Source organism: Nitrosococcus wardiae, assembly GCF_004421105.1.
GTDB classification, from domain to species: Bacteria; Pseudomonadota; Gammaproteobacteria; order Nitrosococcales; family Nitrosococcaceae; genus Nitrosococcus; species Nitrosococcus wardiae.
In genome coordinates this window covers 893,439-907,652 of sequence record NZ_CP038033.1, presented here as the reverse complement: position 1 = coordinate 907,652, position 14,214 = coordinate 893,439, and the positions used below count along the sequence as shown (strand labels likewise).

The window sequence follows — 14,214 nt, the reverse complement described above, 5'->3', positions numbered from 1 at the left end:
TCCGAAATTCAGTCAAACAGATCGGGGGTAATGGAGCCCGAGTCGGCGCCCTTGTCCTCGGGCTGCGGTGTACAGGGTTGAAGCAGGGTCGCCTGGGGAAGATCAGCGAGCGCATAGCGCAGGGCCTGGCGCCAGCCCTTGCCCCGGTCCTGGAGACCTCCCGTGGCCATCGCGGTCATACCGAACAGCCACCAACGTTCTTCAGGCCGGAGCGCTAGCCAGTTGCGTATGGCGAGCCCGATCTGGTCAGGATTCACGTCTTCGATAGCCCATGCCAGCACGCATAGTTCTTTGCCGAGCAACCGGTCGACCGGATTCTCACCTACTTTCCACTGGCCGGCTGCGAGTTTCTGCTGTTTAAGGCGCTGATTGAAGGCGCGCTTGACCTCATTGGCAATGGCGCGCCAGCGGTAACGTTCCAGACAGACGCGGTCAATCACCGCTTTGTCCTCCCGCTCGGCCTGCATGCCCAGATTCTCACGGATGAGTACTGGCTGCTTTGCGCCACGGGGAATATGCACTTGATAATGATGAGGATCCAGGGTGGCCGGGACCCCGAACCCTCGTGTCCGGTGGGCATAGCGGCTGTCTGCCTTGCTTCGGGGCTTGTGGGTCATGGTCTGCATCTTTTGGGCTGTTGCGTTCATTGGATCACCACCTCCGGGCTTAGCTTTAGCTGGCAAAGTTCCGCGAAGCGTTTCAGTTCGTAACCGTTGCGAAAGTGTCCACCCTCGCGGATGGTGATCTGCACCGGCGCTTGCTCATCGCCGATGGCCTGGCGTAAGGCACGAACTGCCTGTTCGATGACCGCCGCAGTAACTGGGCGTGCGTTAAACCTTAGGGTCACGGCCTCTTCGTTCTCACCGATAATGGCCTGCACACCCTTGAACTGCGTGGTGTCATCCTCGCGGAATGCCTGGATGAGCTTGAAAGTCTTTTCAGTGGTGTCAAGATTGAGCCGCTGACTGGAGTTCAAACTCGCCGGCTTAGCCTCATCGATCTGCGGCTGGTCACTGCCCAACGCTGGAAGCCGAATGGTTTCCTGGGTTTCAGCTTCACCGGCGTGCGCATAGACTTGTAATATCGCCCCTTCCGGGGGCACCGCGAAAAGTCCCTCGTAAAGCTGCCCTTCTTTGGGGTTAATCCCATTGAGAGTAAAGCGGAGGGTGCCGGTCGGGACGACTTTCAGTTCCACCTTACGACCCTCAGCGGTGGCACGAATCTGATGCCGAATAACCAGCCGATTGCTCCAACGCACGGGTTCGCCGGTTTGGTGTTCACCGGAGGGATCCACCGCCAGGAAGTACAGCGTGGCTTCCCGGGTGCGAAAGTTATCCAAATCCTGAACAGAAGGATTCTCCACGGAGACATTGACCTGCGTGCTATAGTGAACGCGGGGACTCGGCCCGGCATGGCGAGGTGTAAGGGTCAAGGTCACCTCGCCCGTGTCCCGATCCGTACTCTGCACCGTGATGTTTACAGAGGTTTTTTCCTTAGGGAAGGGGCCTTTCTCGAGATAGCCGTCTGCCCCTTCGCGCCAGCGGCCTTGTTCCAGCGCCAGGGACTTCAGGGTATCGAGCCCCTTAAAGCCAGGCATCCAGGGCCAAGCAGGATTAGTTTTGGCGCGCAGCAACACATCCCGCCAGGGGGTGCGCCGTTCCCCCATGGGCCAAAGGTCGTTCTCGGCCATAGCCCAGTAGGACAGCGGTGCCTCGCGCAGGTGCGCTGCAAGCTTCTCATCGCAACGGCTGCTGGCAAGGAGCTTCTCAATCTGGTGCTCGGCGGAATGTTCACCCTCGCCAAAGGACAATCCATTTTCGATAATGACCGTTTCCAGCCCCTCGGGACCGGGATAAAAGAGTCGGTTGTAGGCATGCGAGAGCGCTTTTAGAAAGCGCCCTTGGAGTTCCTCATGCTTTTCCTGCGCTTCTTCAAACAGCGTGTCCCCGGGTTTTAGGTCCTTGTCCTTGCAAATGCGCTCTATAGCGTAGAATTCCCGGAGCCGCTGTTCCACTTCGCCGGCCAGATAGCTGTCGTTGCCAGAGAGCACCAGCAGGTGGTTCTTCTCGGTAATGGAATCGTAAAATTTCTTGATGGTCTCCGGAGGTACGGAGCCGTCCGGTTCGACTACTAGCAATACGCGATGACTTCCCAAGTTAACCTTATCCAGGGGCGGCAATACCAAAACTTCCTGATAAGCCAAGCGGCTGCGCGGCTGGAGAAGTGTGGCAAGTTGTTGGGTGAGTACCTGCGCTACCTTGGGGGCTGGCAGACGGCTAGCATCCTTCTCGATCCGCTTGGTGAGATTCTCGGTCTCCTTGAAGTAAAATAGCTCGCCTTCGCGATGCAAATACCACGCTTTATTTTTGAGGCTTTCCAGCGCCTTTTCGAACTCATCCGGCCTACGGTTAGGGGCCACCAGATACTCGATAGCTTCCTCCCGACTCAATCCGACGTGACCTTTGACGGCCCGGGAGAGGGACGCGGAGAGCAGGAGATTAGCCATCTGGGTACCGGCATCACTGTTGAGAGTCGCATCGATCTCTTCGGCGTGGGCACTGCCGCTGTCGGCGACATCTTTGGTGATAGCTGGCGATAGCTCTCCGTTAATCCGGGTAATCTCGTCCCGTACCGAATCAAGGTTGAGATTAAGATGCTGAGTGCCGATGAGAAAGACATCATTCTGCGGTCGTTCCCAGACGGATTTCAGTAACCGGGCCGTAAATTGCATTAATCCTCGGGTCTGCCGAAATCCTTCGTTCTCCTTAAACAATGCTACTAGATGCTTAAAGGAGGGGTGAAAGGGATAGGTGGCGCGCACTTCATCGGCAACCTGCTCCAGGCTGCGGGCCGTCAGATAACCCCCATCTTCGGCCGCCTTGATGCGCTCGGCATAGGCTTCGGCAATCTCATCAATATCCTCCTCGGGCGGGAGACTTGCAAACAAGCGCTTTTTGAGGATCGCGTAGACCTCGTTGCCCGCCAATTGGACTGGGGTAATCACTTTGGACTGCCGCCGCGCTTCGTTCTGGAGGTTGGCGACTAGCTTTGTGATCTGCTGAGTTTGCCCATGGTAGCTTCCAGAAAGGTTAGCGATCACTATGCAGCAGCGTGGAAGCTGCATGGCGGCAGTGAACAAGGTGGCGAGCGAATAGGTGGTCACATCTGCCAACGTACCGCCCCCCACCGGAACAGTGTTGGCCATATGCAGGTAAGGTGGCAATTCATCAAGCATGATCAATGTAGGATCATCACCGATGAGCGACTTCCAATCAGATTCGGCTACCGCTTTGGGGCCATTGATCCAAAATTTCCTAAGCGCATCACGGTTCCCCAGCTGCTCGGCAATCTCGCCCCAGAGGTAATAATCGGGGCTGTTGCGGCCGTTGAAAGCAGCAAGGCGTGCCCGCTCGAACCCGGCACGCGCAGCCAGCTTCGGCACAATTTCCTGGCGCCGCGCCGGATGCTTGGCCAGAAGCCCGAGGGCGATCATCAAGTGGGTCTTACCACCTCCCATGGCCTGAGCGAGTTCAAAGACCGCTTGGTCTGACTTGCCTCCTAACCGCAGCAGCCCTTCCCGAAAAAGTTCTTCCATACCATGGGTGATATAGTTCTTCTCGAAAAAGGCGGCGCCATCTCCCTCATCGCTGATAAGATCGGCAAGGTTCTCAATGGCGTCGGTCATCGTGTAATCGAGCGCCATGGTATGAAGCTGGCAGGCGTCGCGGACAGTTTTTAGCATGAGATTTCCTTTATAAACCCCTTTCTTAGTAGAAATACGTGACGTGCTTTCGTTATCGGCAGGACCGCTTGCTCCCTGAGAAATAACAAACCCCCGGCTCATCGTCGAAGCATAGGCTCACGGCGTAGCGTCCAAACAGGAGTTGCTAAGACGGCGTGTAGCCGATCTCATTGGCGATTAGTAACCGGTGATGGCTGACCCATCTTCCCCGTAGTATCTAGTAAAATCAATAAGTTAGTGTATTGGTACCCATGTAATCGCTCTAGCAAAATCAACCACTTATGCAGCGCTGGAGGAAGATGGGGCTGATACCGCGGAACATGGATTCCTTATAGCCATCCTGGCGCTGAGCGAGCTCCGGTTGCAGTACTAGATCAGCGGTACAGAGGACCTAAACTTATGTCGAGGAATAAGAGGAGAGAAGTAAATGACTATGGATGTGAGTACTGCACGTCCACAATCCGGGCAGCTCGCCTAAGCCTGAGTGCTGACTATCCTCATCTGGAGTCGGCTCTCATCAATACTATATGCCGTGATGATGATCAAACAGACTGTCGTGGACAAGAAAAGTAGATAAAGCCAGGCAGGAATTTATGGTGGTGCTCTCCAATCAAATCAGCACTTCCCTTGTAGTGTAACTGCTCAATCTTCCAGCGCAAACCACAGAATAGGCGTGTGGCTTGCGTGAAATCCTGAGTGGGATTGTTGGGTTACGACCCAATCCATGCGGTGGGTGGGCACCACAACCCGGAACAGACGTACTTATGGCTTTGGGAAAGCTCTTGCTCTTGATCCGTTTGCCGTAGACCCGCTCATCAGCACTCCACTCCAGCGAGTCCCCCCAGCAATAAGGACGCTAGCCACCCGAATCATCGACTTTCTCTTTCCGTTCTCAAGGTTTATGAGGGCATCATATCTAATGAATAGCTATTTGCAACAGGATTGCAAATAGCCTTCTATTTTTTTGCAAAAAATTACTAACAGTATTTTCTAGTTCAGCTTATCTTAATCCTCAGGAAAACAAAGTACTGGCGTTGCATGCGAATTTAAGGATTTCATTTTAAAAATTAAGAGTTGATGAAATGAAAAATTACAAACTTACATTTCTTATAGTCACTTTTGCTCCTATCACTTCTAATTCGGCAGAGTAGGAATGTCCGATATGGGGTGGTCAACTTGTAAGTACTGTGGGGAAAAGATTCGTTGGGCTCAGATGCCAGCGGGGAACTATCTTCCTTGGGATCCCGAGAACGGCGAGCTTCATGAGTGTGTACCTTATGAACGTAGTGATCCTTCACCTCAAACACGGGAGTGGACTATCGCAGATCCCGATTTATCGGTTACTTACCCAACCAGCTGTTGGTGGTGTGGCGAGGAAGTCTTTTTTCACAGCAATGGATCCGGGGATTGTGTTCTTTTTGATAAACTCGGCTGGCCATGGCAAGTCCATGCCTGCTGGGAAGAACACGTTGCTGAAAGATCAAGTGCACTTTCAGCCATCGATGCGGAATTGGAGACTGCCGGATTCGATGGCCGATTTTATCAGCCTCGCTCTGAGCTAGTACCACCTGGCTGTGGGGGATCAGAAGTCATCGTCGAGGGGTTCGTTGCTGACAATCACGCGCTTTACTCTCAGCCCCAGCAGATTGATCTATCGGTACTGGATCAAGGAAATTCACCGGCCTTTTTTAGCGTTGATGTCGCTGATAGCTCTGAGAGGTTATTTCGCTTTATTATCCCGCAAGAAGCTGCAAAACGGCTTGACGATTACGGACTGGTCAGAATGAAGGGCGTATGGCAATTTTATCAAGATCGGTCTTATCTAATTGCCACATCGTATCGCCAGCAACTGTATTCCCCTCGATCTGTGGGGGAGTCTATCAGCTGGCAGCGTCGAACCCCTCTTGGGACGTGTTATTATTGCGGCTGCCAGTTCTCTAAGAGCACAATATGGGGCCCAGAGTGCGAAAAGTGCTCAACTGCACGGGGGGCATTGACCTCGCGGGAGTTTTTAGTGCTTTGTCGGCGCGTTGCGGCTTATCGAGGCAGTAAATAGCTTTGCTGCGCTACTCCTTCTGGCGGCACCGATTCTACTTGATGTGAGATGTGACAAGGGTTTCCCGGATAAATAATCACGGTATTTTTCGGTATTGTTTCTCATAGCCTAATTCATCATCTTGGCGCAGCTCTTGTCCGCAGTAAGTGATACGACCATCCCCCACGACCATAATCGGCATCCCTTTCAAGTAAGTTCTCGCCTGCTTCTTATTCTTCACCGAGAAGAGCGCCAAGCGAACACACCGCGCTGCCCCTTGCTCCAGTAAGGGAGCAAGGGGCATGATTTTAGCCGTCTCTGCTTCCTTCTTGGCTTTGGCTGCACGACGAGTCTTGGCTTCTTGCGCCATCCGAGCGATTTTGTTCGTGATACGCTCCACAGGTTTCTCCAGGCTGCTATTGCCGGTGGTTTTCCTAAGCGTATAGGGAGGGACCGGCTTGAGGAAAGTTAAACAGGGGTATGGCCCCATTGTACTGCCTTGCCCCTAAGTTCCCTCGCCTTGGTGGCGATAATCATCACTTCACTCAGTGAATCGTTGCTGATATTGCACCCAACTTTGGGTGTTCTTCTTGCCCAAGAAAGCGTCCGAACTCAATTCTGATGAACAGATGTGGAATGAACTCAAGCATTATCGCACCGATGGGCAAGGATTGATCGGAGCAAAAGCGAAGGTTAAAAGAGGGTTTTTTGTACTAAATTATTTGGAAAATTCACTTTTTATTTCCAGCCCTTTCCAGCTCGAATGACTATTATTCGTGGCTTGCGGCCGGGGCAGATATTGTTCGCAATAGCACCGGTCGGTGTCCCACAAGCCTGAGACGGCTTCCTGTTCACCCTGGGCGCAATGACCCAGGTGCGGGTGGTCGATACGTTGAAAATGGGCACAGTCCCCACAGCGAATCGGCTGGGGGCACGGTATCGGCCGATGGACAATCCGATTCCAGCACCAGGGACACCCCCTTGCACCTCACCAGAGAACCACGCCAGACCGGGCCGTAGTGCTGGCAGGTGGCGGGCTCGGTATAGAGAGCCGGGCGTTTGCCTTTATCCATCATTCGCCGTTGCACCCGGGCTTGGGCAAAGGCCACCAATGTATCCTGGGGGAGGTAACCATTGCGCCAGTCCTCGATATCCTCCGGGGTGAAGGCCTCCCGCACTTCCCTTAGGGTAAGGGCAATCCACGGCAGGCCTCGACCAGGTGCGGGTTGTCACGGAATATCCTCGATATCGCTCCAATTCCCTTGCATGTTCCCTTGCATGGCAGTGCCCTCAATGGCGGGGCTCCTCGTCGCTGCCTTCGAGCCTAATCCGCTCCTGGCGCACCTGCTCAAGCTTCTGGCGCAGTTCCTCGGTGCTCAGCTCCTGCAACTCATCCAGGAAGTGATGATGCTGCGCCTCCCTGGGTAAGAGGCTTGCAACTATCCGCAGATAGGCCGCGGGGTCCTGCTCTCTAACGGTCGATAGCACCGCTCGGCCGTGCTCTTGCCAATCCGCGTAAAGATCACAAAGGAATGCCTCACCCAGTTTATTGCGCGCTCCCTTCGGTTTCCCCTTGGGATTCCCTGACCCACCAGGCTTAAAACTTCCTCGGGTAGGTGGACGTTTTCTCATCTCTCCTCCTCTTCAGGCTGAAATAGCCTGTATTTTCAGTCTAAATTTCCCAGTAGGGGGAATCGTCGGGTAAGAGTCTCCGCTGGTTAGCAACCCACTTTCTGCACCTGTCCATAGGATGACCTCTCTCCTTATCACATTTAAAACCCAGTCGGCTCGGCAAAGTCCTCAAGTCAGCCCTCCTCTAAAGGATGGCCTTCGACACTATAGAAATCGTGGAAAGCAGTCTGAATTCCGCCACTCATCGCTGGCCCTCCTTCTTGGCCTCAAACTTTGAGCATGGATGGTTGCCGAATGTGGGGCAATGGAATTGCCCGGCGTTACATTCGCACCGACCAAGATAATGAACGCACTCATTACAGTCTCGGTTGGGGGGAGGTTCAGATATTTTTTTTTCGTGGGGGTTTTTAGCCTCAAAACCATGTTCACCATGTTCACGATGTTCACCCGCCCAGTCCCCATCGGGCTTTCCAGCGTGAACATCGTGAACATCGTGAACATGATTATATGTTTTATCTTTCTCCTGAAAAAAAGTTTTTCTCTGTTTAATGTTCACGTGAACACCGTCATGGTGATGCTGCTTATCAAACTCCACCTGGATACCCACCACCCGGAGGGCAGGTGATTGACGCCTTAGCGCATCAGCCAACCCCTTTGGCGATTTAGGCCAAGCTTCGCCTAATGTCCGGTAATACTCTAATTCCCCCAATAATCGTTTTACAGTGCCATTGAATCCGTGAAGGTGTTGGCTCATGTACTCCTGAATCGCCACGGATACCGGTGAGGACTCCAGGGCGCTCATGACGGCGCGGTTTTGTACCGCCTGGTAGGCTTCAGTAAAGCCCCCCGGCTTTCTGCCCAGGGCGTGGTAGATAGCCTCACCAAAGGCGGCAAAGTCCGCCATGCGGGGCAGGTTCTCTATATCAACGTGGGGCAGCTTTGATAGCGCCTCAACAAATAAATCGAGTAATCCGCCAAAGATGGCCGCCTTGTTCGCCTCAAATTCGGCCTCGATCGCTGAGGATTTCCGGCGCTGCTTTATTCTGGGCAGCTCAATTCTTAGGGTCCGGTCCACCAGGTCGGGGGCGGTCGCGAGGGCAGAAATGCCATTGAAAACGACAGGGCGCTTCGCTTCGATTAGCGATTCGTCCTTATTCGTGAATAACGCCCGCCCGGCATAGCCGCCCCCGGTGGAAAGCGTGCAAAACGCATCCTGCTGGGCCGCGGTGAGACGGGACAAATTATTGAGACTGACGAGCCAATTGTTGCCAGCGCCCACAAAGATATCTTCTACCTTGGAGGGGGCGGCCCTTAAATTCACGTCATTAGGGTCAATTAAGTCCCGTAGCTTGCTTTGTGTGTCGCTTTTTCCGCTGCCCTGCTCACCACTCAGTTCAAGGATAGGGAACTGAGTGTCAGAGCGGAAGCATTCCAGGCACCATGCCAAGACTAGATCTCGGTCATCCTCCGGAATATTAATGGAGCGCCATAGCAAGCGGATATCGCCACCGACTATCGGCATGGGTAGCGGCTTCATCGTCTTGGTGCGCCTAAATCTCACCGGAGGGTTAGCGACTGTTCTCCAGCCGCTCGAGGTGACTTCGATGGCGCTCCAGGACTCATCACAAAGGTCGATGTAGTAAGCTTCGCCATGCTTCGCTGTCCTCAGCGAGACTTCCTGTTCTTCGCCTTCAAAGCGAGCGATTCCGGAAAGCGTGCCGATCGCATCTTTAAGCGAGGCATCGCGAGGGGCTTTGCCAAACTCGGTATAAAATCGGAAACTGGCCCACTCGTTGAATCCCCAAGAGCCCAGCGCCCAAGTTTCAATATGGCCGTTTTGCTCAAAGCTGGCGTAGCAGGTCCCGTCTGGATCATGAAACAGAGTGGCTGCTTCCTTCACCAAGTTCACAATGGCGTCCGCAATGGACTCTTGTTCTGAGGCGGTGTGGTTACCCTGCTTTACGGCCCGGTCAAGTTCCGTAACCAGCACCCCTGCGGCCTTCTTCATTTGGTGGCGATACCGCATATATTGGGCGGGGTCCAACTCCGCAACAAGCCGTAGCGCCTCCACGACCTCCATCTCAAAGGGGGCGCCAGGGTCCATTTTGGCGGCCTCAATAGCGCCCTCGGCTATCTCTTTAGCCCGGTCAAAGTCTAGCGGCAGGTCTTCTTTTTTGATCGGGATCGGGAAAAGTGTCTGCTCGCTCATACCGCTACCCCCTCGAACACCACCGGTCCAGCCGCCACAACATCCCAGGTGTCAATAAGCACTACACGCCCAGCCCCTGCCCGAACAAGGACAGCGCCAAGCCTTAGGAGGGCCTCTTTATTTAATCCACCGGTGTGGAGAATGAGGCAGTCCAGCCCCGACACCGGCCAGCGATAGGAAAGGGGGTCCTCCCCGTAAGGGAGGCAAAGGGCCGCGCTGTCGCTCCGCGTTAAATCATGCCTCGTACGGCTCCAGGCATTGGCTCCGCAGCCAATCCAAACGCAGTTAGACGGCTTATCCCCTTGGCGCAAACGGTTCGCTAACTGCTTTCCAAAGGGCGGGAATTTTCGAGTATAATGTTTTTTGAATGGCTTTTTTCTAAGCGCTGAGGCCCCGTGGGTGCGCGGGGCTTTGTTGTTTGTGATGTTTACCGGCATTGCAATTCTCTCTACTGTGTTGGTAGAGCCACTCCCCGGATAGCTGAATCGAAGACGCAAGCAGGCCGCCAGAGCTAAAAGCTCGGCTTTGAAACACCTATAATTCTGATAGAATCGTGCTTGGTCATGGCCTCGATACTCATCCTATCGGGTCTATGGCAAGTGCCTAGGCAGTGTGTCCAGCACCGCCTAGGTGCGCTTCCATTATGCCCCAATTCACTTCGCCCGGGGAAGCTCAACGTCATATCCCTTAGCGACTTTTGATAAGGGCTCGAATATCTTCCACACGCCAAGCAGTGGTCCGTGGACCCAGCTTCACAGGCTTGGGGAAGCGACCCTCCTTAACGCCTGCCCACCAGGTGGATTTGCTTACGGGAATAAGGGGGGGAATCGGTGGCTCGGCTTTGGGATTGCCGATGATTTGTGGAAGCCGGAGATAACCGGTTTCAGGCAATTTGTACATTAGTCCGTCCTTACATATTAACCAAAGACGGACTTCATAGTACGGACTTAGGCTATCATGGTCCGCTGGTGTCAGGCACCCGAAAATCCGGGTGCCTCGCACTACTTAAAATCGGAAACAGATTCTTTTGCCTTAATAAGGATATCGCGCCAGGTGTAGATATCGCGCACCAGGCGAATCTCATCACCAAGGGCCTTCAATATCCGAACAGGCTCAGATATATATGTATTTTTAAATCTCTTATCAGCAGTTGCTGACACCTCAATCCCATGATCTTGCAGTACACGCATAACACGGATAGTCATCTCCACCGCCACTTTGTGCTGCTTGACGGGAGAACGCTCCATAGGCGGCTGAGTATCTATCGCTGTCGCTGCACCTTCAACATATCCGATCAATTCATGGATTTTATCGGCGCAGCCAAGCGGATCGGCGTTCACGCCCAAAAGGCAGTCAAAGTCGCGTGAGAGATTGCATAACTTGTGATGAGTAGAGGTGAGCGCCTTGAGCAAATCTGACCGTTCGGCGTGTAGCTCCCCTTTAGTAAGATCCGAACGCTGCGCGCTTAATTCTTCACTCGCCCAGCGTGCCTCGTATAAAAGCTCCTCGACGAAGATATCGGCAGGATGCGCTCCTGTCGCATCGGTTTCGACTTCAGAATGAGGAGAGTAGCTGCGTAGCGTGTGTCTCAGTTCTTCTGAGAAACTCTCTGGCTGTAATTTGGAATCGTCCCCCGCGTATCGTGGCTTTGCTGTTGGCATCTCTGCGTTTACCTTTGAATTAGAAGGTTGGTGTCTGCTGGGCAAAGGATTTCTGGTTTTCGCCCCGCCGGGTCGGCACGGCCTCGGTGAATTCAGGTTCTCTCATCAACGTCCGATACTTCAGTGAAGACGTTTCTATCCGAGGGCGTCCCAGGTAAATATTTAAGTTTATAACAAATAAGGATTTTAGTGATCACAGCCGCCAGGCTGAAGTCACTAGGGTGCGCTTTATGTCCACCGTGAAAAGGGAATGGCTGAACAACGCCCCCCCTGGAAGTAGCGCGCAAACAGGACATTGACATCTGCTGGAAGAAGGGCTGCGGACTGCCGCTAACTGCGAACACCACTCCATCGCTAAATGGTCGAGGTGTTGATCCGTGATTACTGCGGGAGGAACGGTATAGCGAGCCCTGATAACGCTAGCTCAACGGACAAAGAGAACCATAAGCGAGGAACATCAAAGTGAAATCCCTTGCAGCCCTGACGCCTCGCACAGCCGTCCTGGACGATACCGCCGATTTCGTCGTCAACCTTGCCGATGTCAACACGCTAACTGAGGCCGAGGCACGCGAGTTCCTGGATTCCAACGTGTTAACCTCCGGGATGGAGTTGCTGCTAGCTCAAGCCTTCACCCGCATGGCGGGGACGGGGGGCGGTAGCGGCATCTACAAGCTTTCCGAATCCATGGGAGGTGGCAAGACCCAAAGCATGATCGTGGCCGGGATACTGGCCCGTTTCCCACATTTCGCCAGCCTTTTGCCATTTCAGCCGACTCTACCCGATATAGCGCCAGATGTGGTGGCTGCCTTTACCGGCCGGGCAACCGACAAGAAGGTATGGGTGGCCCTCGGCGAGGCGCTGGGTGCCACCTTCGCGCCAGACCGGGCCTCTTCGGAAGCCGAATGGCGCGACGCCCTCAAGGACCGTGCAGCCTTGATTCTCTTGGACAAGCGGGTGAAAGAGGTCATCACCCCCATGCGCGAGAGCCAGATCGAGGCGGGACTGGCCCGCTGCGGCTACACCGATACCGACTACCTGCTGGCCGCGCAGGCGGCCGCCGCCGAGGTAGTCACCGGTTACGCCAGCATCAACGACGTAGACCTGGAATCGGAGTTGCGCGCGCCCAACGCGGAGCGCGGCCGCTCGGCGCTGCGCACCCTCATGGATAACGCTAAGCGCACGGCGACCGATTTCCTGGTGCCCCCCGCCATGGACCGGGCTATCCACAAGGCGGGGGGCGGCGACGCTTACCAGTTCTGGCGGGGGTTCAGCCCGGAGGAGAAGTTCCTGCTCAAGGGACTGGAAGGGGAAGCGCAAGGAGTGTTCAAGCTCGGTGCCTTCCAGGATCTGGGCCGGGCCTATGGCTTGGCGGACTATGAAGAACTGATGGAGCCGATCCGCGCCAATGATTCCCGCACCAAGATGCCCGAGGAACTGCCAAGACCCGATGGGCTGCGCTTCGATGAGCTTCCGGCGTCTGACCGGGGCTTGTGGCGTCACTCGCCCACCCGCCACATCTATCATGCGCTAAAACTGCTGGCCGGTGGAGCGGGCAGCGAAACACCTAGTGGACAGCACCGATTTCTGGAACATCCGCACTACCCGCCTGGCGGCGATCCTGAGCTATTTACGGGAGGTGACCGAGGCCAATCCGCACTGGGAGTCCTACCAGGATTTACTGGCCCAATTGGCCATTGCCGTTGAACACTATCGCGGTTGAACTGAGAAGAGAGAGGGATGAATAAGAATCATACAATGACCAGGGAGGGTACCTGATGCCGACAGTGGGATGGATACAGGAAACAGCGATCGACCGTTACTGGGAACGTGGTGGTCTGGGCGACCAGTATCCACCGACGCCCAAGATCCACTATTGTCCTTACTGCACCAGGCAGTTCGAATCCACCGGCGAATTGTCCACACATATCAGCGTCGATCACCCTATCGAACGGCCGCTGTTATTTATTCACAACAGAGTGGCGTATTCGGAGCAAACCATTCGATCCCCCATCAGCAAGGACGACATTGACTTAACTCACGTCAATCGAATCAAGGCAAGCAAGGATGGAGGAGAGCCCAGAGAGTGGTTGCCAGATGAGTTGAAAAAGCATCTCTCGGGCCATGAGAACGGACACTATTCAATAACCCTGTCGAATAGTGATCCAAACAACGAGCGCACCGTAGAAGCCAATTACATTGTAAAAATTAAGATCGCTGACCAAGCGGAACTCGATGCAGTCGATGAGCTCTTCATCCGTACGTTGGCCATTGATGATGTCAGGATGAGTGATGTGCGGCGCTTTTCCGATGGCTGTGCTAAATATCCTGGCGCGGATGAATATGCCAGTGCATTAGCAGTGTATGTGACGGGTGTCTTGATCAAGGACCAAAATGAAAACACCGGGGTTTCCCGGCCGTTGTCCGTTTACAAGGAAAAGATGCAGCAGGCTTTAGAGACGTTGCATGATTTCGACCGACCGGTCCCCAGGGCAATATGTGCGTCAATCAAGTTTAACCTCAATGACTTCAGAAATCCGCCTCTCCCATCTGGCGCTGAATTACTCGATGCGGCGAATGAGGTTTTTGCGACGGTGACGCGTGGGGTTACGGTTCAGTTGACCAGCAGGGATGACATGCTGGACAGTGAAAGAGAGCTATCGGCGTGTCCTATTGACCGTGATTCTTATGATCTTCTGGAGGTCTTCAAAAAAATACGTGCCGATCATGCGGATCGATCGCTGATCGCAGAGCTATCGGCATCTGCGATCAGGAGAACGTTGTCGGATTCTGATCTTTCCAAACTGCGCGTTTTGACGGCACTCGCAGCGATTCAAACCGAGGATACTGCGGCGGGAAGGCCAATATTGGAAGATCTGGTAAACGATCCGGTATTTGGCAGCTGGGCTGAATTACAGCTCGAAGGTGAGGGATAAGC

12 protein-coding genes are annotated in these 14,214 nt (G+C 54.2%); 3 read left to right on the top strand and 9 right to left on the bottom strand.

Annotated features, from left to right (window positions below; genetic code table 11):
- Positions 1–8 precede the first annotated feature (8 nt).
- A complete protein-coding gene (locus E3U44_RS04395; RefSeq protein ID WP_134356846.1) occupies positions 9–647 on the bottom strand; it encodes an anti-phage-associated DUF3780 domain-containing protein in 639 nt (212 codons plus the stop codon).
- Complete coding sequence (locus E3U44_RS04390) at positions 644–3,742, bottom strand: anti-phage-associated DUF499 domain-containing protein (RefSeq protein ID WP_134356845.1); 3,099 nt, start codon at positions 3,740–3,742, stop codon at positions 644–646. The genes E3U44_RS04395 and E3U44_RS04390 overlap by 4 nt, the downstream gene beginning before the upstream one ends.
- Positions 3,743–4,904: 1,162 nt before the next feature.
- Between E3U44_RS04390 and E3U44_RS04385 the strand changes: the two genes are divergently transcribed.
- Positions 4,905–5,798 (top strand): hypothetical protein, encoded by an 894-nt coding sequence (locus E3U44_RS04385; RefSeq protein ID WP_134356844.1) that lies wholly within the window; start codon positions 4,905–4,907, stop codon positions 5,796–5,798.
- A 76-nt stretch (positions 5,799–5,874) separates the two neighbouring features.
- Here E3U44_RS04385 and trfA read toward each other — a convergent pair whose 3' ends face one another.
- The 7 genes from trfA to E3U44_RS04350 form a co-directional block, all read right to left on the bottom strand.
- Positions 5,875–6,177: a plasmid replication initiator TrfA gene (trfA, locus tag E3U44_RS04380; protein WP_134356843.1), complete on the bottom strand. Its 303-nt coding sequence runs from the start codon at positions 6,175–6,177 to the stop codon at positions 5,875–5,877.
- Between the two features lie 451 nt (positions 6,178–6,628).
- The gene (locus tag E3U44_RS04375) at positions 6,629–6,955 is read right to left on the bottom strand and encodes a hypothetical protein (RefSeq protein ID WP_134356842.1); all 327 of its coding nucleotides are present in this window, start codon (positions 6,953–6,955) and stop codon (positions 6,629–6,631) included.
- A 112-nt stretch (positions 6,956–7,067) separates the two neighbouring features.
- The gene (locus tag E3U44_RS04370) at positions 7,068–7,409 is read right to left on the bottom strand and encodes a DUF5681 domain-containing protein (RefSeq protein WP_134356841.1); all 342 of its coding nucleotides are present in this window, start codon (positions 7,407–7,409) and stop codon (positions 7,068–7,070) included.
- A 241-nt stretch (positions 7,410–7,650) separates the two neighbouring features.
- Complete coding sequence (locus tag E3U44_RS04365) at positions 7,651–9,618, bottom strand: hypothetical protein (RefSeq protein WP_134356840.1); 1,968 nt, start codon at positions 9,616–9,618, stop codon at positions 7,651–7,653.
- Entirely contained in the window at positions 9,615–10,055 is a 441-nt protein-coding gene (locus tag E3U44_RS04360) for a hypothetical protein (RefSeq protein ID WP_134356839.1), read from the bottom strand. Before E3U44_RS04360 ends, E3U44_RS04365 begins: the two co-directional genes overlap by 4 nt.
- 250 nt (positions 10,056–10,305) lie before the next feature.
- Positions 10,306–10,518 (bottom strand): helix-turn-helix transcriptional regulator, encoded by a 213-nt coding sequence (locus tag E3U44_RS04355; RefSeq protein WP_134356838.1) that lies wholly within the window; start codon positions 10,516–10,518, stop codon positions 10,306–10,308.
- 101 nt (positions 10,519–10,619) lie between these two features.
- Positions 10,620–11,279, bottom strand: coding sequence for a hypothetical protein (locus E3U44_RS04350; RefSeq protein WP_134356837.1), 660 nt, complete (start codon positions 11,277–11,279; stop codon positions 10,620–10,622).
- 462 nt (positions 11,280–11,741) lie between these two features.
- On the opposite strand from E3U44_RS04350, the gene E3U44_RS04345 reads away from it, so the two are divergent.
- Together E3U44_RS04345 and E3U44_RS04340 are read left to right on the top strand one after the other, a co-directional pair.
- Positions 11,742–12,983 (top strand): hypothetical protein, encoded by a 1,242-nt coding sequence (locus tag E3U44_RS04345; protein ID WP_134356836.1) that lies wholly within the window; start codon positions 11,742–11,744, stop codon positions 12,981–12,983.
- A 71-nt stretch (positions 12,984–13,054) separates the two neighbouring features.
- A complete protein-coding gene (locus E3U44_RS04340) occupies positions 13,055–14,212 on the top strand; it encodes a C2H2-type zinc finger protein (protein WP_134356835.1) in 1,158 nt (385 codons plus the stop codon).
- Positions 14,213–14,214 lie beyond the last annotated feature (2 nt).

Bases quoted from the DNA above. Each gene is read 5' to 3' on its own strand.
- E3U44_RS04390 (WP_134356845.1), bottom strand. From the start codon at position 3,742: ATGCTAAAAACTGTCCGCGACGCCTGCCAGCTTCATACCATGGCGCTC.
- E3U44_RS04360 (WP_134356839.1), bottom strand. From the start codon at position 10,055: ATGCCGGTAAACATCACAAACAACAAAGCCCCGCGCACCCACGGGGCC.
- E3U44_RS04340 (WP_134356835.1), top strand. From the start codon at position 13,055: ATGCCGACAGTGGGATGGATACAGGAAACAGCGATCGACCGTTACTGG.
- E3U44_RS04370 (WP_134356841.1), bottom strand. From the start codon at position 7,409: ATGAGAAAACGTCCACCTACCCGAGGAAGTTTTAAGCCTGGTGGGTCA.
- E3U44_RS04395 (WP_134356846.1), bottom strand. From the start codon at position 647: ATGAACGCAACAGCCCAAAAGATGCAGACCATGACCCACAAGCCCCGA.
- E3U44_RS04350 (WP_134356837.1), bottom strand. From the start codon at position 11,279: ATGCCAACAGCAAAGCCACGATACGCGGGGGACGATTCCAAATTACAG.
- E3U44_RS04385 (WP_134356844.1), top strand. From the start codon at position 4,905: ATGGGGTGGTCAACTTGTAAGTACTGTGGGGAAAAGATTCGTTGGGCT.
- E3U44_RS04355 (WP_134356838.1), bottom strand. From the start codon at position 10,518: ATGTACAAATTGCCTGAAACCGGTTATCTCCGGCTTCCACAAATCATC.
- E3U44_RS04365 (WP_134356840.1), bottom strand. From the start codon at position 9,618: ATGAGCGAGCAGACACTTTTCCCGATCCCGATCAAAAAAGAAGACCTG.